The sequence below is a fragment of the Shinella sp. H4-D48 genome, assembly GCF_022637395.1.
GTDB classification, from domain to species: domain Bacteria; phylum Pseudomonadota; class Alphaproteobacteria; order Rhizobiales; family Rhizobiaceae; genus Shinella; species Shinella sedimenti.
Window position 1 is genome coordinate 2,085,447 of record NZ_CP093337.1, and the last position, 19,368, is coordinate 2,104,814.

General features: G+C 63.2%; 17 protein-coding genes. 13 read left to right on the top strand and 4 right to left on the bottom strand.

Annotation, left to right across the window (positions count from 1 at the left end; translation table 11 throughout):
- The first annotated feature begins 9 nt into the window (after positions 1-9).
- Entirely contained in the window at positions 10-945 is a 936-nt protein-coding gene (locus tag MNR02_RS10305; protein WP_241946720.1) for an AEC family transporter, read from the top strand.
- Here MNR02_RS10305 and MNR02_RS10310 read toward each other — a convergent pair.
- Positions 927-2,573, bottom strand: a complete 1,647-nt coding sequence (locus MNR02_RS10310) for an acyl-CoA dehydrogenase family protein (RefSeq protein ID WP_241596329.1) — start codon at positions 2,571-2,573, stop codon at positions 927-929. The two genes, MNR02_RS10305 and MNR02_RS10310, sit on opposite strands and share 19 nt — an antisense overlap.
- 171 nt (positions 2,574-2,744) lie before the next feature.
- Here MNR02_RS10310 and MNR02_RS10315 point away from each other — a divergent pair, with 171 nt between their 5' ends.
- The 4 genes from MNR02_RS10315 to dprA all read left to right on the top strand — a co-directional run bounded on the left by MNR02_RS10315 (position 2,745) and on the right by dprA (position 6,806).
- Complete coding sequence (locus tag MNR02_RS10315; protein ID WP_241946721.1) at positions 2,745-3,686, top strand: aspartate carbamoyltransferase catalytic subunit; 942 nt, start codon at positions 2,745-2,747, stop codon at positions 3,684-3,686.
- The gene (locus MNR02_RS10320) at positions 3,683-4,975 is read left to right on the top strand and encodes a dihydroorotase (RefSeq protein ID WP_241946722.1); all 1,293 of its coding nucleotides are present in this window, start codon (positions 3,683-3,685) and stop codon (positions 4,973-4,975) included. The genes MNR02_RS10315 and MNR02_RS10320 overlap by 4 nt, the downstream gene beginning before the upstream one ends.
- A 71-nt stretch (positions 4,976-5,046) precedes the next feature.
- Positions 5,047-5,652 carry a glycerol-3-phosphate 1-O-acyltransferase PlsY gene (gene plsY / locus MNR02_RS10325; RefSeq protein ID WP_241597790.1) on the top strand — a complete coding sequence of 202 codons (606 nt, stop codon included), beginning with the start codon at positions 5,047-5,049 and terminating at the stop codon, positions 5,650-5,652.
- A gap of 2 nt (positions 5,653-5,654) precedes the next feature.
- Positions 5,655-6,806: a DNA-processing protein DprA gene (dprA, locus tag MNR02_RS10330; protein ID WP_241946723.1), complete on the top strand. Its 1,152-nt coding sequence runs from the start codon at positions 5,655-5,657 to the stop codon at positions 6,804-6,806.
- Here the strand turns inward: dprA and MNR02_RS10335 are convergent.
- On the bottom strand, positions 6,738-6,992 hold the full coding sequence (locus MNR02_RS10335) for a hypothetical protein (RefSeq protein WP_241946724.1): 255 nt from the start codon (positions 6,990-6,992) through the stop codon (positions 6,738-6,740). The two genes, dprA and MNR02_RS10335, sit on opposite strands and share 69 nt — an antisense overlap.
- A 258-nt stretch (positions 6,993-7,250) precedes the next feature.
- Here MNR02_RS10335 and topA point away from each other — a divergent pair, with 258 nt between their 5' ends.
- From topA to rpmG, 6 genes are all read left to right on the top strand, one after another.
- Positions 7,251-9,926 (top strand): type I DNA topoisomerase, encoded by a 2,676-nt coding sequence (gene topA, locus MNR02_RS10340; protein WP_241946725.1) that lies wholly within the window; start codon positions 7,251-7,253, stop codon positions 9,924-9,926.
- 4 nt (positions 9,927-9,930) lie between these two features.
- Positions 9,931-12,282: a ribonuclease R gene (gene rnr / locus MNR02_RS10345; RefSeq protein ID WP_241946726.1), complete on the top strand. Its 2,352-nt coding sequence runs from the start codon at positions 9,931-9,933 to the stop codon at positions 12,280-12,282.
- A 77-nt stretch (positions 12,283-12,359) separates the two neighbouring features.
- On the top strand, positions 12,360-12,830 hold the full coding sequence (locus MNR02_RS10350; RefSeq protein WP_241946727.1) for a DUF983 domain-containing protein: 471 nt from the start codon (positions 12,360-12,362) through the stop codon (positions 12,828-12,830).
- Positions 12,827-13,489, top strand: a complete 663-nt coding sequence (locus tag MNR02_RS10355; protein ID WP_241946728.1) for an NUDIX domain-containing protein — start codon at positions 12,827-12,829, stop codon at positions 13,487-13,489. Before MNR02_RS10350 ends, MNR02_RS10355 begins: the two co-directional genes overlap by 4 nt.
- Before the next feature lie 13 nt (positions 13,490-13,502).
- Positions 13,503-14,687 (top strand): MFS transporter, encoded by a 1,185-nt coding sequence (locus MNR02_RS10360; protein ID WP_241596354.1) that lies wholly within the window; start codon positions 13,503-13,505, stop codon positions 14,685-14,687.
- 94 nt (positions 14,688-14,781) lie between these two features.
- Entirely contained in the window at positions 14,782-14,949 is a 168-nt protein-coding gene (gene rpmG / locus MNR02_RS10365; protein ID WP_241596359.1) for a 50S ribosomal protein L33, read from the top strand.
- A 651-nt stretch (positions 14,950-15,600) separates the two neighbouring features.
- Here rpmG and MNR02_RS10370 read toward each other — a convergent pair.
- Positions 15,601-16,968 (bottom strand): PleD family two-component system response regulator, encoded by a 1,368-nt coding sequence (locus MNR02_RS10370; RefSeq protein WP_241946729.1) that lies wholly within the window; start codon positions 16,966-16,968, stop codon positions 15,601-15,603.
- A gap of 15 nt (positions 16,969-16,983) precedes the next feature.
- Positions 16,984-17,355, bottom strand: a complete 372-nt coding sequence (locus tag MNR02_RS10375; RefSeq protein WP_003537642.1) for a response regulator — start codon at positions 17,353-17,355, stop codon at positions 16,984-16,986.
- Between the two features lie 141 nt (positions 17,356-17,496).
- Between MNR02_RS10375 and MNR02_RS10380 the strand changes: the two genes are divergently transcribed.
- Both MNR02_RS10380 and MNR02_RS10385 read left to right on the top strand, forming a co-directional pair.
- On the top strand, positions 17,497-17,796 hold the full coding sequence (locus tag MNR02_RS10380; protein WP_241946730.1) for a DUF3572 domain-containing protein: 300 nt from the start codon (positions 17,497-17,499) through the stop codon (positions 17,794-17,796).
- Between the two features lie 82 nt (positions 17,797-17,878).
- Positions 17,879-19,255, top strand: a complete 1,377-nt coding sequence (locus MNR02_RS10385; RefSeq protein WP_241946731.1) for a DNA polymerase IV — start codon at positions 17,879-17,881, stop codon at positions 19,253-19,255.
- The last annotated feature ends 113 nt before the right edge of the window (positions 19,256-19,368 follow it).

Here is a 19,368-nt window from a genome sequence, read left to right on the forward strand (position 1 = left end):
TCCGGTTCCATGCTCCTCATCTTCGAAAGCATCCTGCCCATCTTCCTGCTCGTCGTGCTCGGCGTGCTGCTCAGACGGTGGCGTGCCATCGACGGCGACATGTGGAACGGGCTGGAACAGCTCGGCTTCTACGTGCTGTTTCCGTGCCTGCTCTTCACCACGCTCGCCAAGGCCGAGTTTTCGGGAATTGCTGCCGGCAGCGTCGCCATCGGCTCCATCGGCTCGGTGACGCTCATCGCGCTGCTGATCGTCTTGTCCTGGCCGCTGTTTCGCGCAGCCGGCGTGTCGGGTTCATCCTTCACGTCCGTCTTCCAGACCTCGACCCGGTGGAATGCCTTCATCGCGCTGGCCATCGGCGAAAAGCTCTACGGGCAACAAAGCCTCGCGCTTGTCGCGCTCGTGGCCACACTGATCATCATTCCCCTCAATTTCTACAATATCGCGATGCTGATCTGGTTCGGCGGCGGCAGCCGGAGCCTGAAGACCTTCCTGTGGAAGGTGCTCACCAACCCGATGATCATCGGGTCGGCGCTGGGCGTGACCATCAATCTCTTGGAAATCCCGCTCTATCAGCCGGTAATGCAGGCAGCCGAGCTGGTGGCGAGCTCGTCGCTGAGCCTCGGTCTCATCATGGTCGGTGCCGGACTGAAACTGGCGGACGCCTTGAGACCACGTCCGCTGGCTTTGCTGCCGCTGTTCCTGAAACTCATCTTCATGCCACTCGTGATGACCGCGGCGGCCTATGCGCTGGGCATGCGCGGCGAGCACTTGATGACGATAACCATGGGGGCGAGCGTACCCACCGCCATGAACGGTTATGTTCTGGCCAAGCAGATGGGTGGGGATGCGCCGCTCTATGCGGCCGTCGCAACGCTTCAGACCGTCGCGTCTTTCTTCACCATCCCGATCGTACTGGCCACGGCGGCCTATCTGGCCGGCGGATAGAGCAGATCAACGATGTAGGCCGAATCGAAGCGCGAATCGAGCATGCCGTAGGTCGCGCGCCAGCCAGAGGCCAGACGCGTTTCCAGGAAGGCATCGGCAATGCGGCCGGCACCGGCACGGTAGAGTTCGGCAGCGGCCGCAGCCAGGGCGAGCTGCTCCACCAGCATGCGGGCAGCACCCTCATCCCGCTCGCAGAGCGACAGGGCGGCACGCAGAACCTCCACCGTCTTCTTGCCGGCGGGGCCGAGATCACGGGCAAAGCCGGCGAAGAGCAGTTCGAACAGGTCCCTGCCACGGCTTATGACCCGCATCAGGTCGAGCGCCATGACGTTACCGGAGCCTTCCCAGATCGCGTTGACCGGAGCCTCGCGATAGTGGCGGGCAATCGGGCGCTCCTCCACATAACCGCTACCGCCGATGCATTCCATCGCCTCGTAGATGAGCGCGGGCGCGATCTTGCAGCACCAGTATTTCGTGACCGGCGTCATGATGCGGGCATAGGCGGCGTCGCTCGCGCTGTCGCGCGCCTTGTCGAATGCATCGGCGAGGCGGAAGGAGAGCGCGGTTGCACCGGCGACGTCGAGCGCCATATCGGCCAGCACCCGCGTCATGATCGGCTGCGCAACGAGGGGCTTGCCGAAGACCATTCGGCCGCGGGTATGATGCACGGCTTCGGCGAGGGACGCGCGCATGATGCCGGCGGAGGCCAGCGCGCAATCCAGCCGCGTCAGCGTGACCATGTCGAGAATGGTACCAATGCCCGCATCCGGCTTGCCGAGCAGGAAGCCGAATGTGTCGGAGAACTCCACCTCCGACGAGGCATTGGAGCGGTTACCGATCTTGTCCTTGAGGCGCTGGAAGCGAAGGCCGTTGCCGGACCCGTCCTCGAGCAGGCGCGGCACGAGGAAGCAGCCGACACCCTCGCGGGTCTGGGCCAGCATCACAAAGCCGTCGCTCATGGGTGCCGACATGAACCACTTGTGGCCGTTCAGCCGGTAAATGCCCTCGCCGACACGCTCGGCGGTCGAGGTGTTGGCGCGCACATCCGTGCCGCCCTGCTTTTCCGTCATGCCCATGCCGATGGTAATGGCGCTCTTCTGCATGGCGGGCTTGTTGGCGCTGTCATATTTGCGCGACAGGATCTTGCGGCCCCATTCGCGCTGGACCTGCGGCGAGGCCGACAGCGCCGCGACGGAGGCGCTCGTCATGGTCAGCGGGCAGAGATGCCCGCATTCGAGTTGCGCGGTCAGAAAGAAGCGGGCGGCGCGCGCCTTGTGCGCGATGCCATTCTCGTCCGGAACGTTTTCCCAGAGCGAAGAATGCAGGCCGGTCGCCATGGACCGGCGCATCAGCGCATGCCAGGCGGGGTGATAGTCCACGACATCGATGCGCTCGCCGCGCGGCCCGTGCGTGCGCAGTTGCGGAACGCCCTCGTTTGCCATGCGCGCAAGCTCCTGCGCCTCCGGCGAGGTCACATAGCGGCCGATCGCGTCGAACTCGTCGCGAAGGCTCTTGGGCATGGCGTCCGTGGCGTCGACCAGCAACGGATCGGAACGGTAGGCATTGATGCCCGACCACAGCGGCGGCTGGTTGAGATCGGCAAGTTTCTGTTCGGTGTCGCGAGTCATGAGCGGGTTCTATCGCAAGTCGCGACGGGGCGAAACGGGGCCGTGATGCCGCAGATGCGCTTCAGCGCACAAAAGCGTGGGAATGCACGCCGAGCGGTCCACGCCGCCTTGCCGCGCGGAAACCGACACTTTATAGACCGCGCGTATCCACGACAGTTGAGGCGGAGCCCCATGGACTTCTTTCCGCATCGCCACCTTCTCGGTATTAAGGGTCTGACGGAGCACGACATCACGTTCCTGCTCGACCGCGCCGACGAGGCAGTGAAAATCTCCCGCCAGCGGGAGAAGAAAACGTCGGCGCTCCGAGGGCTGACGCAGATCAATCTCTTCTTCGAAGCCTCCACCCGCACGCAATCCTCCTTCGAACTGGCCGGCAAGCGGCTCGGCGCGGATGTGATGAACATGTCGGTCGGCAATTCCTCGGTGAAGAAGGGCGAAACCCTGATCGATACCGCGATGACGCTGAACGCCATGCATCCGGACGTGCTGGTGGTGCGCCATTCTTCCGCCGGTGCCGCGGCCCTTCTGGCGCAAAAGGTCTCCTGCGCCGTCATCAATGCCGGCGACGGCCAGCACGAGCATCCGACCCAGGCGCTGCTCGACGCGCTGACCATTCGCCGCGCCCGGGGCAAGCTTTCGCGCATCATCGTCGCCATCTGCGGCGACGTGCTGCATTCGCGTGTCGCCCGCTCGAATATCCTTCTGCTCAACGCCATGGGCGCGCGGGTGCGCGTGGTGGCGCCGGCAACGCTGCTGCCATCCGGCATCGCGGAGATGGGGGCCGAGGTCTATCACTCCATGGCGGAGGGCCTGAAGGATGCCGACGTCGTCATGATGCTGCGGCTGCAGCGCGAGCGCATGTCCGGCGCCTTCGTACCCTCGGTGCGCGAATACTTCCACTATTACGGCCTCGATGCCGAAAAGCTGAAGGCGGCGAAGGAGGATGCGCTTGTCATGCATCCCGGCCCCATGAACCGCGGCGTGGAAATCGCCTCCGAAATCGCCGACGGCCCGCAGAGCGTGATCGAACAGCAGGTCGAGATGGGTGTCGCCGTGCGCATGGCCGTCATGCAGACGCTCCTCCTCTCACAGAACCAGGATGTCCGCGCATGACCCGCACCACCGTCCTGAAAAACCTCCGCATCCTCGACCCGTCCAGCAACCTTGATGAAAACGGCTCGATCGTCATCGAGAACGGGCGGATCGCCGCTATCGGCAGTGGCGCGCACAACCAGGGCGCTCCTGAGGGCGCCGAGATTGTAGACGGCCGTGGCGTGATCGCCGCGCCCGGTCTCGTCGATGCCAGGGTCTTCGTCGGCGAGCCCGGCGCGGAACATCGCGAGACCATCGAATCGGCCTCGCGCGCCGCAGCAGCAGGCGGCGTCACGACGTTCATCACCATGCCGGACACCGACCCCGTCATCGACGACATCGCGCTGGTCGAATTCGTGCTGAAGAACGCGCGCGACAAGGCGATCGTCAACATTCATCCGGCCGCCGCGTTGACCAAGGGGCTTGCCGGCGAGGAGATGACGGAGTTCGGCCTGCTCAAAGATGCCGGCGCGGTGGCCTTCACCAATGGCCGCAACCCCATGCACAATGCTCAGGTGCTGCGCCGCGCCATGACCTATGCACGCGAATTCGGCAGCGTCATCGCGCTCGAAACGCGCGACAAGTATCTCGGCGCCGGCGGCGTGATGAACGAGGGACTGCTGGCGAGCTGGCTCGGCCTGTCCGGCAGCCCGCGCGAAGCCGAGCTGATCCCGCTCGAGCGTGACCTGCGCATCGCCGGCCTCACCCGCGGCAAATACCACGCCGCGCAGATTTCCGTGCCGGAATCCGCCGAGGCGGTGAAGACCGCCCGCCAGCGCGGGGCCAACGTCACCTGCGGGATTTCGATCAACCATCTGACACTCAACGAGAACGACATCGGCGAGTACCGCACGTTCTTCAAGCTGTCGCCGCCGCTGCGCGGCGAAGACGATCGCAAGGCCATGGTCGACGCGCTCGCAAGGGGCGACATCGACATCATCGTCTCCTCGCACGATCCGCAGGATGTCGACACCAAGCGCCTGCCCTTCGCCGACGCGGCGGATGGCGCAATCGGGCTCGAAACCATGCTGGCGGCCGCACTCCGGTTGCATCACAGCGGCGAAGTCCCACTCATGCGGCTCATCGATGCGCTGTCGACGCGGCCGGCAAAGATCTTTGGCCTCGACGCCGGCACGCTCGCGCCGGGCGCGAAGGCCGATATCGTGCTGATCGACCCGGACGAGCCGTGGCTTGCCACGAAAGAGACGTTCGTCTCGCGATCGAAGAACACGCCGTTCGAAGATGCCCGCTTTACGGGACGCGCGGTTAGCACCTATGTTGCCGGCAAACGGGTGCATTCGCTGGGCTGAAGGGACATCGGCCGCTCGGGAGATTAAGCCCCGAATGCTCTGAACAAAACGGGGGAACAATCGTGTCCGACATTTTCAGCTGGCCGCTCGGTGCATTGCCGACCCTTGCCGCCCTCGCCTTCGGCTATCTGCTGGGGTCGATACCCTTCGGGCTGGTCCTCACCCGCATGGCGGGGCTGGGCGACGTGCGAAAGATCGGCTCCGGCAATATCGGCGCGACCAACGTGCTGCGCACGGGAAACAAGAAACTTGCCGCCGCGACACTGCTTCTCGATGCTTTGAAGGGCACGGCCGCGGCCGCCATCGCCTCGCGCTGGGGGATCGAGGCCGGCATTGCCGCGGGCTTCGCCGCCTTCCTCGGCCACCTCTTTCCGGTCTGGCTCGGCTTCAAGGGCGGAAAGGGCGTTGCGACCTATGTCGGCGTTCTGCTCGGGCTGGTGCCCGTCATGGTCGCGGTGTTCGCCGCCGTCTGGATCGCCTGCGCCTATATCACCCGCTACTCGTCGCTCTCGGCCCTGGTTGCAACTGCCGTATCTCCGGTTGTATTGTGGTTTCTCGGGTATGAGAAAGTGGCGCTGCTTTTCCTGGTGCTGACGCTCATCACCTGGTGGAAGCACAGCGCGAATATCAGCCGCCTCATGAGCGGCACGGAAAGCAAGATCGGCAGCAAGGGATAGCCATGGACGACCGCAGCGCAAGGACCACGGGAATTGCGCTGACGGAACGACAGAGGATCGCCTGGCTGCGGCTCATCCGTAGCGACAATGTCGGACCAGTCACCTTCCGCGACCTGATCAACCACTTCGGCAGCGCCGAGACCGCGCTGGAAATGTTACCGGAGCTCTCCCGGCGCGGTGGTGCATCGCGCAGCATCCGTGTCGCCAGCCGGGCGGATGCGGAACGCGAAATGGAGATGGCCGAGCGCCATGGCGCAAGCTTCGTCGGCATCGGCGAACCCGACTATCCGCCCCTTCTGCGCCAGATCGACGGCGCACCGCCGCTGCTGGCCGTCAAGGGCAATCGCAGGGTCATGACGGCGCCGGCCGTCGGCATTGTCGGCGCCCGCAATGCCTCCATTTCAGGCATGAAGCTCGCCGGCCTGCTGGCGCGGGACATCGGCCGGGCGGGCTATGCCATCGTATCCGGTCTTGCCCGCGGCATCGACACCGCTGCTCATCGCGCCAGCATCGAGACCGGCACCATCGCGGCCATGGCTGGCGGGCTCGACAAGCCCTACCCGCCCGAAAATATCGGACTGCTCGACGAGCTGACGGCGCGGGACGGCGTTGCGGTCAGCGAGATGCCCTTCGGATGGGAGCCGCGCGCACGCGACTTTCCGCGCCGCAACCGCCTTATCGCCGGCATGTCGCTTGGCCTCGTCGTGGTGGAAGCCGCGATGCGCTCCGGCTCGCTGATCACAGCACGCAATGCAGGCGATTTCGGACGGCTGGTCTTCGGCGTGCCCGGCTCGCCCCTCGATCCGCGTTGTGAAGGAACCAACGGCCTTTTGAAGGATGGCGCGACGATCACCACGACGGCACAGGACGTGCTGGACGGCCTGCGACCTTTGTGCGAGCCCGATCTCTTCCAGCCGCACAGCGGAGCCGACGAACCGGACGAGGACATCGCATCCGCCGAGCGGCTGCCGCCGAGCGAAAGCGACCGTGAACGGCTGACGGAGGCTTTGAGCCCTGTCCCGACCGAGATCGATGAGATCATTCGGTACACCGGCATCACCCCGTCTGCCGCCTATCTCATTCTGCTAGAACTTGACCTTGCGGGGCGATTGGAACGCCATGTCGATGGGCGCGTCTCGATGACCGCGGACTGAGAGCGGCCTCACGCCGGACTGGATGTCTCCGGCTTCGACATAGGCCATCTCGATCAGGTAGCGCAGCATGTCCGCGCCGTCATTGTTTGCGATGCTGCGCAATTCGCCGAGCATCTGGCGTATATAAGCTATGTTGTCCTCCGCAGTGCGCGGCGGCATGCTTGGCGTGGCTGTTTTCGGGTTCATGGCACCCCCGTTGCATCCGTGACGAATCATCACTTCAGGTTGCAATTCCTGTACCACTCAAACGATAATACGATTATTTATAATTGCAATAAATTATTAGTCGACCACTGGTTGTATTGCGTTGTAACCGACTTATTTCAACCCTACCTCTTGACCGGAACGCTTTCCCTGTTCATGTCGAAACACACTTTGCGGCGCGGGACGCCTTCTTTTTTGCCGCGCGGTCAAGCCGCGGCACCTGGTATCAGAGAAATGACGATGAATGTTGTAGTTGTGGAATCGCCTTCCAAGGCCAAGACGATCAACAAGTATCTCGGGCCTGGTTACACGGTGCTCGCCTCCTTCGGCCATGTCCGCGACCTGCCGGCCAAGGACGGTTCCGTGCGGCCGGACGAGGACTTCGAGATGTCCTGGGAAGTCGACACGGCCTCCGCAAAACGCATCAAGGATATCGCCGACGCGATGAAGTCCTCCGATGGCCTTATCCTCGCGACCGACCCGGATCGCGAAGGTGAAGCGATCTCCTGGCACGTCCTCGATGTGCTCAACAAGAAGAAGGTGATCGGCGACAAGCCGGTGAAGCGCGTGGTTTTCAACGCCATCACCAAGTCGGCCGTGCTGGATGCGATGAAACATCCGCGCGACATCGACATATCGCTTGTCGATGCCTATCTGGCGCGCCGCGCGCTCGACTATCTCGTCGGCTTCAATCTTTCGCCGGTGCTGTGGCGCAAGCTGCCGGGCGCCCGTTCCGCCGGGCGCGTGCAGTCGGTGGCGCTTCGCCTCGTCTGCGACCGGGAATCCGAGATCGAGCGCTTCGTCTCGGAAGAGTACTGGAACCTCTCGACCACCCTGAAGACGCCGCGCGGCGACGAGTTCGAGGCGCGTCTCGTGTCTGCGGAGGGCAAGCGCCTGACGCCGAAGGCCATCGGCAATGCCGAAGAGGCAAACCGCCTGAAAACCCTGCTCGACGGCGCGGCCTATCGCGTGGAAAGCGTGGAGGCAAAGCCCACCAAGCGCAATCCCGCCCCGCCTTTCACCACGTCGACCCTTCAGCAGGCCGCGTCTTCCAAGCTCGGCTTCTCGGCATCACGCACCATGCAGGTGGCACAGAAGCTCTATGAAGGCATCGATATCGGCGGCGAGACCGTCGGTCTCATCACCTATATGCGTACCGACGGCGTGCAGATGGCGCCCGAGGCGATCGACGCCGCCCGCCGGGCCGTCGCAAGCCAGTTCGGCGAGCGTTATGTGCCGGAAAAGCCGCGCCTCTATTCCACCAAGGCGAAGAATGCCCAGGAAGCGCACGAGGCCATTCGCCCGACATCATTCGATCGTACGCCCGACGAGGTGCGCCGTTTCCTCGATGCGGATCAGCTGAAGCTTTACGATCTCGTCTGGAAGCGCGGCATCGCAAGCCAGATGGCCTCCGCCGAAATCGAGCGTACGACTGTCGAGATCGAAGCTGACAATGGCGGCCGCAAGGCCGGTGTGCGCGCCACCGGCTCGGTCATCCGCTTCGACGGCTTCATCGCCGCCTATACGGACCAGAAGGAAGACGGCGAGCAATCGGACGACGGCGACGAGGATGGCCGCCTGCCGGAAATCAACGCGCAGGAAAAGCTCGACAAGCAGAAGGTGAACGCCACGCAGCACTTCACCGAGCCGCCGCCGCGCTATTCCGAAGCAACGCTCATCAAGAAAATGGAAGAGCTCGGCATCGGCCGTCCCTCCACCTATGCCGCGACGCTCGCCACGCTGCGTGACCGCGAATACATCATCATCGACAAGCGCAAGCTGATCCCCGAGACCAAGGGCCGCCTCGTCACGGCTTTCCTCGAAAGCTTCTTCACGCGCTATGTCGAATACGATTTCACGGCCGATCTTGAAGAGAAGCTCGACAAGATCTCAGCCGGCGAGCTCGACTGGAAGCAGGTTCTGCGGGACTTCTGGAAGGATTTCTTCGCACAGATCGAGGAAACCAAGGAGCTGCGCGTCACCAATGTTCTCGACGCGCTGAACGAGGAACTGGCACCGCTCGTCTTCCCCAAGCGCGAAGACGGCAGCGATCCGCGCATCTGCCAGGTCTGCGGCACTGGCAAGCTTTCGCTGAAGCTCGGCAAGTTCGGCGCCTTCGTCGGCTGCTCGAACTATCCGGAATGCAACTATACTCGCCAGCTTTCCGCCGACGGCGGTTCCGATGCGGATGCGTCCGTCTCCAACGAACCGCAGAGCCTCGGCAAGGATCCCCATACCGGCGAGGAAATCACCCTGCGCTCCGGCCGTTTCGGGCCTTATGTGCAGCGCGGCGACGGCAAGGAAGCCAAGCGGTCGAGCTTGCCGAAGGGCTGGGCGCCGGCCACCATCGACCATGAGAAGGCGGTCGCCCTGCTCTCGTTGCCGCGCGATATCGGCCAGCATCCGGAAACGGGCAAGATGATTTCGGCCGGGCTTGGCCGCTACGGGCCGTTCCTGCTGCACGACGGCGGCTACGCCAATCTGGAAACGGTGGAAGACGTGTTCTCGATCGGTCTCAACCGGGCCGTAACAGTGATCGCGGACAAGGCATCGAAGGGCCCGGGCGGCCGCGGCCGCGGTACACCGGCCGCGCTGAAGACGCTGGGCGACCACCCGGACGGCGGCCCCATCACGGTACGCGACGGCAAGTATGGACCCTATGTCAACTGGGGCAAGGTCAACGCGACCCTGCCGAAGGACAAGTCCGCCGACAGCGTCACGCTGGAGGAAGCGCTCGTGCTGATCGCCGACAAGGCCGGCAAGACGCCTGCCAAGGGCGGCAGGGCCAAGGCGGCGAAGTCCACGAAGACGGCAAAGACCGGCGAGACGAAGACGGCGAAGCCCAAGGCAAAGGCCGCCGCCAAGCCGAAAGCCGCCGCCAAGCCGAAGACAGCTCCCAAGGCAAAGAAGGCCTGATCGAATGACCAGAGAACCACGCAGCCGGTCGGGACAATCCAGGCGGCCCGGCCGCGCGGGTCGTGATGCCCCGGCGGCAGACGATACGTCGATCATCCACGGCGTCGTGCCGCCGCGCGACGTTCTCCTGCGCTTCATCGCCGATCATCCCGAGCAGGCCTCCAAGCGCGAAATCTCCAAGGCCTTCGGCTTGAAGGGCGAAGCGCGCGTCGAACTGAAGGCGCTGCTGAAGTCCTTCGAGGAGGACGGTCTCCTGGAAAAGCGCCGCAAGTCGCTGGTGCGCCCTGGCGCCCTGCCCCCGGTCGCCGTGCTCGACATAACAACCCGCGATGTCGATGGTGAACTGATCGGGCGCCCTGCCGAATGGCTCGACGACGCGGGCGTGGCGCCGGCCGTGCTGATCCGCCAGTCCGGCGGACCGCGCAAGGACAAGGCACCCGTCGCCGGCCTCGGCGACCGGGTTCTCGCGAAGATCTTTCCGGCCAAGGAACGCGGCGGGCCGGCCTATACCGGTCGCGTCATCAAGGTTCTCGACAAGAAGAAGAACTCCGGCATGGGCGTCTTCCGCTCCATGCCCGGCGGCAATGGGCGCATCCTGCCGATCGACCGACGCGGCGAGGAGATGGACGTCGATGCCGGATCCACAGCCGGCGCCAAGGACGGTGACCTCGTTGAGATCGATGTCGTGCGCATCGGCCGGTTTGGCCTGCCGCGCGCGCAGATCAAGGGCGTGATCGGCTCCGTGGCGTCGGAGAAGGCGATCTCCATGATTGCCATCCATGCCCACGGCATCCCGTACATCTTTCCCGACGCGGTCATCCGCGAGGCGGAAGCGGCAGGCCCGGCGTCCATGTCGCATCGCGAGGATTGGCGCAGCCTGCCCCTCATCACCATCGATCCTGCTGACGCAAAGGACCACGACGATGCCGTGCACGCCGAGCCGGATACCTCGCCGGACAATCCCGGCGGCGTGATCGTCACCGTCGCCATCGCCGATGTCAGCTACTATGTTCGCCCGAAATCCGCGCTCGACCGCGAGGCGCTGAAGCGCGGCAACTCGGTCTACTTCCCCGACCGCGTCGTGCCGATGCTGCCGGAGCGCATTTCCAACGACCTCTGCTCGCTGAAGGAAGGCGTCGACCGCCCGGCCCTCGCCGTGCGTATGGTGTTTTCGAAGGAAGGCCGCAAGGCGGGCCACACCTTCCACCGTATCATGATGAAGAGCGCGGGGAAGCTGTCCTACCAGCAGGCGCAGGCCGCCATAAACGGCGCACCCGATGACAAGAGCGGCCCGATCCTCGAGACGATCCTGAAACCGCTCTGGGAAGCCTACCGCATCATGACGATCGGCAGGAACCGCAGGCAGCCGCTCGAACTCGACATGCCGGAACGCAAGATCCTGCTGAAACCCGATGGCACGGTCGACCGGGTCTTCGTGCCGCCGCGCCTCGATGCGCACAAGCTCATCGAAGAGATGATGATCCAGGCGAACGTTTCGGCCGCCGAAACGCTGGAGAAAAAGAAGCAGGTCCTCGTCTACCGCGTGCACGACGCCCCCTCGCTTGCCAAGCAGGAAACGCTGCGCGAATTCCTCCAGACGCTCGACATTTCGCTGGTGAAGGGCGGCAACATGCGCTCCAACCATTTCAATGGCGTGCTGGCCAAGGCGAAGGAGACACCCTTCGAGCAGATGGTCAACCAGATGGTGCTGCGCTCACAGAGTCAGGCAATCTACAGCCCGGAGAATATCGGCCATTTCGGCCTGAACCTGATGAAGTATGCCCACTTCACGTCGCCGATCCGCCGCTATGCGGACCTGATCGTACATCGCGCGCTGGTGGGCTCGCTCGGCTTCGGCGAAGGCGGCATCACGCCGGACGAAGAAGCCGTTCTGGACGACATCGCTGCCGAAATCTCGACCTTCGAGCGCCGTGCCATGGCGGCGGAGCGCGATACGGTGGACCGGCTGATCGCCCATCACCTCGCGGGGCGCCTCGGCGAGGAATTCGACGGCCGCGTTTCCGGCGTCACCAAGGCGGGACTTTTTGTCACCCTGCCCGAATATGGCGCGGATGGTTTCGTACCGATATCGATGCTCGGCCAGGATTACTTCATCTACGACGAGGCCCATCAGGCGCTGTCCGGTGAGAAGACCGGGCTCGGCTATCGCCTCGGCGACGAGGTGCGCGTCAAGCTTGCCGAAGCCGTGCCGCTTGCCGGCGCGTTGCGCTTCGACATGGTCAGCGAAGGCCGCAAGATGCCGACCGCCGTGCGTTCGTTCCACAAGTCGGGCCGCCGTAAGGGTTCCGGTCCACGCCGCCAGCCGGGCACGCGCCCGCCCCGCGGTAAGCGCTAGGCCTGATAGAATATCCGTGTTCGCCCCTGTGCGGGCGCGGTTTGCCGGAGCGACCTTCGGCGGGAAGGACATGTGAGATGCAGGCCGAAGAGACCGGCGAAACGACGCAGCATTTCGGCGAGAGCGGACATTCCGTTCCGAACGATAGACCCGTGTGGCGCTCCATCCGGCGCGGCATGCTCAACCGCTGCCCGGCCTGCGGCACCGGCCGCCTGTTCCGTGCCTTCGTCAAGCCTGCCGATCATTGCGCGGCCTGCGGCCAGGATTTCACGCCCCAGCGCTCAGACGACCTGCCGCCTTATATCGTTATCACCATCGTCGGCCACATCGTCGTTGGCGGCTACATGGCGACGGATCTGATCCTGCCCCTGAACACATGGCAGCATCTTATGATCTGGGTGCCGATCACCATCATCATGGCGATCGTCCTGCTCCAGCCCGTCAAGGGCGGCACCATCGGCCTGCAATGGGCGCTGAAGATGCACGGTTTCGGTGACAAGCCCACCGATGACGAGGAATCGCCGGCGCGCGGCGACAGCGTGGCATGACGGCCATCCGGCCCGTCGACGCCGCCTCGATCCTGCTTCTCGACCGGACGGGCGGAAACATTCGCGTCCTCGTGGGACGGCGCAGCAGCAGGCATGTCTTCATGCCGGATGTCTATGTCTTTCCGGGCGGCCGGCGCGATGCCCGCGACCGGCTTTTACCCATCGCCAGCCCGCTGCATGCGCTCGCCTCCGAGAGGCTGGCGATTCGCGCAGGCGCGCGGTGCTCCGATTCGCGGCTGCGGGCGCTGGCCGTCGCGGCTATCCGCGAACTCTACGAGGAGACGGGCATCAGCGTCGGCATGCCGCTCGCCAATCCCGCAGGCGACGCCCTGCCCTTTCTGCCCGACCTGTCGCGGCTGCGATTCCTCGCCCGCGCCATCACGCCCGCCGGCATGGTTCGCCGGTTCGACACGCGCTTCTTCACGCTTTTCACCGATGAAGCCGGCATCGATCCGGCCTCGGCGACAGCCAGTCACGAGCTGGAGGACCTGCGATGGGTCAATATTTTTGATCAGACATGCGTTGAGATGCCCGACATAACCGTCTTGATCCTTGAAGAGCTTCAAAAATGCCTTCAGGAAGACCTATCTCTGCCTTTCGGAAGGGCCGTGCCACTGTATCACACCCGGCACGGGCGCTTCCTTAGGGACCTGCTTTGAGGACAGACCACATATGACGCAGCCGCAATCCGGCACATCCGGCCCGGTGGAACACATTCACTGGCGTTCTCTTATTGCAGCCGTCGCCGCGATCTCCGCCGTGGGACTGGCCATCGGCCTCGGGCTTCCGCTGCTGTCGATCATTATGGAGAAGCGCGGCATCTCTCCGACTCTCATCGGCATCAATTCCGCCATGGCGGGCGTGGCGGCGATGGTAGCCGCGCCCTTCACCACGCGCCTTGCGCATGGACTGGGCACGTCTAACACGATGCTGCTGGCTATCGTGCTGGCCGCCATCAGCGGGCTCGGCTTTTATTATATCGAGAATTTCTGGCTATGGTTTCCGCTGCGCCTCGTCTTCCACGGGGCCATCACCACCCTGTTCATCCTCTCAGAATTCTGGATCAACGCCGCCGCGCCACCCCGCCGGCGCGGGTTGGTGCTGGGCATCTATGCGACGGTGCTGTCGCTCGGTTTCGCCGCCGGCCCCCTGCTCTTCTCCCTGCTCGGCAGCCAGGGCGTGTTGCCGTTTGCGGTGGGTGCCATGATCATCCTTGTCGCAGCCGTTCCGATCTTTATCGCGAGACGGGAGAGCCCGATCATCACCGAGAAGCCGGATGCCCACTTCATGCGCTATGTGTTGCTCGTGCCGACGGCGACGGCCGCCGTCTTCGTGTTCGGCGCCGTCGAGGTGGGCGGACTGTCCCTGTTCCCGATCTATGCCACCCGTGCGGGCTTCAGCGAGCCGCAGGCCGCCCTTCTTCTCACCGTCATGGGCATCGGCAACATGGCGTTCCAGATCCCCCTCGGCATGATCTCCGACCGCATGCGCGACCGCCGGGGCCTGCTCACGATCATGGCCGTCGTCGGCCTGATTGGTGCGCTGTCGCTGCCCTTGGTGTCACAGAACTGGATGCTGATGGCGGTCGTGCTGTTCGTATGGGGCGGCTGCGTTGCGGGGCTCTATACGGTTGGCCTCAGCCATCTTGGCTCGCGACTCGTCGGAGCGGACCTTGCCGCGGCGAATGCGGCCTTCATCTTCTGTTATGCGGTTGGCACGGTGATCGGCCCGCAAGCCATCGGCGGGGCTATGGACGTCTCGGGCAATGACGGTTTTGCCTGGGCAATCGTTGGCTTCTTCGTGCTTTACCTCATACTTTCTCTTGGTCGGATGGTTTTCCGGCCAAAACAGGGTTGACTTTTCGGGCGCTATTTGTAGTTTCCGCGCAGATTTAAAGCCGTGGAGCAGACTGGCTGTCCGCGGCTTCGTTTTTCATAAAGGCAGGACGACCATGGCCAAGGCTACCACCATCAAGATCAAGCTGCTGTCGACGGCCGACACCGGTTTCTTCTACGTAACCAAGAAGAACAGCCGTACGATGACGGACAAGATGTCCAAGACGAAGTACGATCCCGTCGTAAAGAAGCACGTTGAATTCAAGGAAACCAAGATCAAGTAATCTTGGGACCCGACAGGTTCGCAAAGGCGCGGGGCGGAAACGCCCGGCGCCTTTTTCTTTGGGGGAAATTACGGCACTCTTCCGTAGCGCGAATCGAAAACGCCGCCCTCCTCTCGGAGAGCGGCGCTAAATTGGGGGTCGGTCAGGAACGACGACGGCACGAGGATTCCGTAGTTGTCGTTACTGACCGACCGACCCCACGACCCAGGAGATGCGGCGGACCTAGCATCATGGGGTAACCGGTTGTACGGGATCATTTCCCGTCCATGAGTTGAGCATTGCGCGGAAACGAAAATAAATCAACGATTTCTTAACGCTCGGCGGCCGGCGCGTTGTCTCATAGTTAATCGCTGTCCGGTTTTCTGTCACGAAAACGAGACAATTTGCAAAGGCAATGCAACCGACCGGCGATCAGCACAAAAGCCGAACACGCCATAAGCCTGCGCACGGTCTGATTGCAGAATATGCAAGACCTTGATAAGTTTCGGCAAAATCAAATCGTAGCGACATGGCTAGATTTCGCTACAGCGGCACGCGCTCCAGCGACATATTCACGGCTCATGAGCCGGCTTCCTAATTTCCGTCAACCGGCGAAAAAATCCACACGATCTAAGATCTCGAGATGGCTGTGGACAAGTCTAAGCGCGCCGCTCATGCCGCCGCGGCCACGACCCGATTGCGGCCCGAACGCTTGGCCTCATAGAGCGCGGTGTCGGCTCGTTTCAGCAGCGCGTCCGGCGTGTCGCCGCCTGGCAACATGGCAGCGATGCCCAGCGATGCCGTCACGGAAAGCGCGATATCCTTGCCCGGAATCTGGAACGGCTCGGACTCGACGATCGCACGCAGACGTTCGGCAACGCCGGCAGCCATTTCCGGTGTCGTATCCGGCATTACCAGCACGAATTCCTCCCCGCCATAGCGGCAGGCCAGATCCGCGCCACGCACGGCCGAGCGAACGCGGCTTGCAAATTCCCGGAGCACGACATCGCCGGCATCGTGGCCATAGGTGTCGTTGACCAGCTTGAAGCGATCGATATCGGTGATGCAGACGGAGAGCGCCCTGCCCCGTGCAGTCGCGCGATCGATCAGAAGCTTGAGATGGTTGTCGAGATAACGACGGTTATGCAGCCCGGTCAGGCCGTCCGTGACCGCCAGTTCAATCGTCTGGCGCACGCTGGCACGCAGGCGATCGTTGCAGCGCTTGCGGCGAATCTGTGTGAGGCTGCGCGCGATCAGCTCGTTGGGATCGATCGGGCGCATGACGTAGTCCGTCACCCCCAGATCGAGCGCGCGTACGATCAGATCGTCATCGCCCTGCTCGGCGATCAGCAGAATCGGCAGGAAGCGCGTGCGCTCCAGCGAGCGCAGCTGCGAGCAGAGGCGCAGCGGATCGTAATCCTCGAAATTGGCATTGACGATGACGAGTTCGAAATTGCTCTCTGCGGCCTGAAACACCGCTGCCTGCGGATCGGACATGCAGGTGACCTCGGCAATCGGCTTCAGGGCGCGCGCGATGCGGTCCTGCGAGCTGCCGCGCCCATCGACGAGCAGGATGTCGCCTGGTTCATCGCCCAGCCCGGTTTCCAACCCGTCTTCCAATGATATGGCGCGCGCGGTCGCTGCGCGCAGGCGCAACTCATCCGTCAGCATCTTCAGGCGCACGAGGCTCTTGACCCGCGACATGAGTTGCAGGTCGTTGACGGGTTTGGTCAGAAAATCATCCGCGCCGGCCTTGAGACCACGCACGCGGTCAGACGGCTGGTCGAGCGCCGTAACCATGACGACAGGAATATGCGCGGTCCGTGGATTGGCCTTCAGCCGCTCGCAGACCTCGAAACCATCGATGCCCGGCATCATGATGTCGAGCAGGATCAGATCGACCTGGGTGCGCTCGCAGATCGCCAATGCATCGTAACCGTTCTCGGCCGTCAGGACATCGAAGTATTCCGCCAGCAGCCGCGCTTCGAGCAGCTTCACGTTTGCGGGTATGTCATCGACGACGAGGATGCGTGCGGTCATTCTGCGTCCCCTCGCTCAGGCGTCGCCGAGATAGGTCTTGATGGTTTCGATGAACTTCGGCACTGAAATGGGTTTGGAGACATAGGCCTCGCACCCGCCCTGCCGGATTCGCTCCTCGTCGCCCTTCATCGCGAATGCCGTGACGGCGATGACGGGAATGACGTGAAGCTCGTCATCTTCCTTCAGCCACTTGGTGACTTCAAGCCCGGACACTTCCGGAAGCTGGATGTCCATCAGGATCAGATCCGGGCGGTGTTTACGAGCCAGTTCAAGGGCTTCCATACCGTTCCGGGTCTGAATGGTCGCATAACCGGATGCCTCGATAAGGTCCCGGAAGAGCTTCATATTCAGCTCGTTGTCCTCGACAATCATGACCTGTTTGGGCATCGTGCGTCCCTGTTCCTCTGACCGGCCTTGCAACCGTCGGGCAGATAGATAAGTTGCGGCGGAACCGAATTCAGCCAGCCGTACCGCATTCACATTAGCGGCACTTGGTTGATTAAAAGGTAAATTTCCCGAGGAAAAACGATGAAGAGCCAGAAAGAGACAGCGGCGGTAGAGAACGCCGAAGCGACTGCCATCTCGATCCTCGGCTGGCTCGCCGGTGAACCCGAACTTCTTTCGCGTTTCCTCTCGCTGACGGGTGTCCTGCCATCGGACGTGCGTCATGCGATGGCCGACCCCGGCTTTCGCGCCGGCCTCGTCGATTTCCTGATGGCGCATGAGCCCACCCTTCTCGCCTTTTGCGCGGCAACCGGCACGCAGCCGGAAACCGTTGTGGCGGCCCATGCTGTCCTTTCGGGACCGCACGGTGACATCGATTTCTGAACGGCAAATAACGCCGCCTTTGCCTGTGCACCGCGCGCAATCGGGGCGTGGTCCGTCTTGAGACTCATGAACTTACGCTGTAATGTCGCGATGTTCAACTTTTGTTCCTGACATGCACTCCGCTGCCACGCGATTACCGGGTTTTTGCCGTGACTGCCTCTCCGGGCAGACCGCCGACCTGCGCCGTTGTCGTGCCTGCGGCAGCCCGCGCCTCGTCTACCACACTGAACTCGATGACCTGACCCTCGCCCATATCGACTGCGACGCGTTCTATGCGGCAATTGAAAAGCGCGATAATCCCGAACTGGCGGATCGGCCCGTCATTATCGGTGGCGGCAAGCGCGGCGTGGTGTCGACGGCCTGTTACGTCGCGCGCATTCATGGCGTGCGATCGGCCATGCCGATGTTCAAGGCGCTGGAAGCCTGCCCGGACGCGGTGGTGATCCGGCCCGACATGGAAAAGTATGTGCGCGTCGGCCGGCAGATACGCACCATGATGCAGGAACTGACGCCGCTGGTGCAACCGCTTTCGATCGACGAAGCCTTCCTGGAGCTCAAAGGCACCGAGCGGCTGCACCACGACACCCCTGCCCGCGTGCTTGCCCGCTTCGCGCAGCGGGTCGAGAAGGAGGTGGGCATTACCATCTCCATCGGCCTGTCCTATTGCAAGTTTCTGGCCAAGGTCGCCTCCGACCTCAACAAGCCGCGCGGCTTTTCCGTCATCGGCCAGACGGAAGCGCTCGCCTTCCTGAAGGACAAGCCTGTTCGCATCATATGGGGCGTCGGCAAGGCTTTCGCGCAGACGCTGGAAAGCGACGGTATCCGCACGGTCGGCCAGCTTCAGACCATGGAGGAAACCGACCTGATGCGCCGCTACGGCATTATGGGCAAACGCCTGTTCAACCTCTCGCGCGGGCAGGACGACCGGGAAGTCCACGCCAATGAGGCGGCCAAGAGCGTATCGGCCGAAACCACGTTCTTCGACGATATCTCACGCTATGACGACCTTGTCGCGCATCTGCGCCAGCTCAGCGAAAAGGTCGCGACCCGCCTGCGCAAATCACAGATCGCCGGCCATACCGTGGTGCTCAAGCTCAAGACTGCCGATTTCAAGAGCCGGACGCGCAACCGCAAGCTCGAGGACCCCACCATGCTGGCCGACCGGATTTTCCGCACCGGCATCGAGCTTCTGCGCAAGGAAGCCGACGGCACGAAGTACCGGCTGATCGGCATCGGCGTCAGCGACCTCACGGATTCCAGCCGCGCCGACCCGCCCGATCTTGTCGATCCCGCAGCCAGCCGCCGCGCCGCCGCCGAAGCGGCAATGAACACGCTGCGCGACAAGTTCGGCAAGGCAAGCGTTGAGACCGGCTACACGTTCGGCCGTTCCGGCCCTGAGCGCACTCACGGAAAAGTGAGCCTGAAAGCCGTCGGGAAACTCGAAGACCCAAGCGAATAAATCCCCGCAAACCGGCGTTTTCCTGTGTATCGGGATGAGACGGGCGGGGACGTCGGCGCGATGCATCAAGTGTTCCTTAAACCGGATGCGTTAGATTTTTCCCCGGTTTGTAT

What these genes read in the sequence shown, in the direction of transcription:
- MNR02_RS10375 (WP_003537642.1), bottom strand. Translation starts at nt 17,355, where the DNA reads ATGCCCAAACAGGTCATGATTGTCGAGGACAACGAGCTGAATATGAAG.
- MNR02_RS10370 (WP_241946729.1), bottom strand. Translation starts at nt 16,968, where the DNA reads ATGACCGCACGCATCCTCGTCGTCGATGACATACCCGCAAACGTGAAG.
- MNR02_RS10360 (WP_241596354.1), top strand. Translation starts at nt 13,503, where the DNA reads ATGACGCAGCCGCAATCCGGCACATCCGGCCCGGTGGAACACATTCAC.
- MNR02_RS10310 (WP_241596329.1), bottom strand. Translation starts at nt 2,573, where the DNA reads ATGACTCGCGACACCGAACAGAAACTTGCCGATCTCAACCAGCCGCCG.
- MNR02_RS10335 (WP_241946724.1), bottom strand. Translation starts at nt 6,992, where the DNA reads ATGAACCCGAAAACAGCCACGCCAAGCATGCCGCCGCGCACTGCGGAG.
- MNR02_RS10315 (WP_241946721.1), top strand. Translation starts at nt 2,745, where the DNA reads ATGGACTTCTTTCCGCATCGCCACCTTCTCGGTATTAAGGGTCTGACG.
- MNR02_RS10380 (WP_241946730.1), top strand. Translation starts at nt 17,497, where the DNA reads ATGAAGAGCCAGAAAGAGACAGCGGCGGTAGAGAACGCCGAAGCGACT.
- MNR02_RS10350 (WP_241946727.1), top strand. Translation starts at nt 12,360, where the DNA reads ATGCAGGCCGAAGAGACCGGCGAAACGACGCAGCATTTCGGCGAGAGC.
- MNR02_RS10355 (WP_241946728.1), top strand. Translation starts at nt 12,827, where the DNA reads ATGACGGCCATCCGGCCCGTCGACGCCGCCTCGATCCTGCTTCTCGAC.
- rnr (WP_241946726.1), top strand. Translation starts at nt 9,931, where the DNA reads ATGACCAGAGAACCACGCAGCCGGTCGGGACAATCCAGGCGGCCCGGC.
- MNR02_RS10305 (WP_241946720.1), top strand. Translation starts at nt 10, where the DNA reads ATGCTCCTCATCTTCGAAAGCATCCTGCCCATCTTCCTGCTCGTCGTG.
- MNR02_RS10385 (WP_241946731.1), top strand. Translation starts at nt 17,879, where the DNA reads ATGTCGCGATGTTCAACTTTTGTTCCTGACATGCACTCCGCTGCCACG.
- MNR02_RS10320 (WP_241946722.1), top strand. Translation starts at nt 3,683, where the DNA reads ATGACCCGCACCACCGTCCTGAAAAACCTCCGCATCCTCGACCCGTCC.
- rpmG (WP_241596359.1), top strand. Translation starts at nt 14,782, where the DNA reads ATGGCCAAGGCTACCACCATCAAGATCAAGCTGCTGTCGACGGCCGAC.
- topA (WP_241946725.1), top strand. Translation starts at nt 7,251, where the DNA reads ATGAATGTTGTAGTTGTGGAATCGCCTTCCAAGGCCAAGACGATCAAC.
- dprA (WP_241946723.1), top strand. Translation starts at nt 5,655, where the DNA reads ATGGACGACCGCAGCGCAAGGACCACGGGAATTGCGCTGACGGAACGA.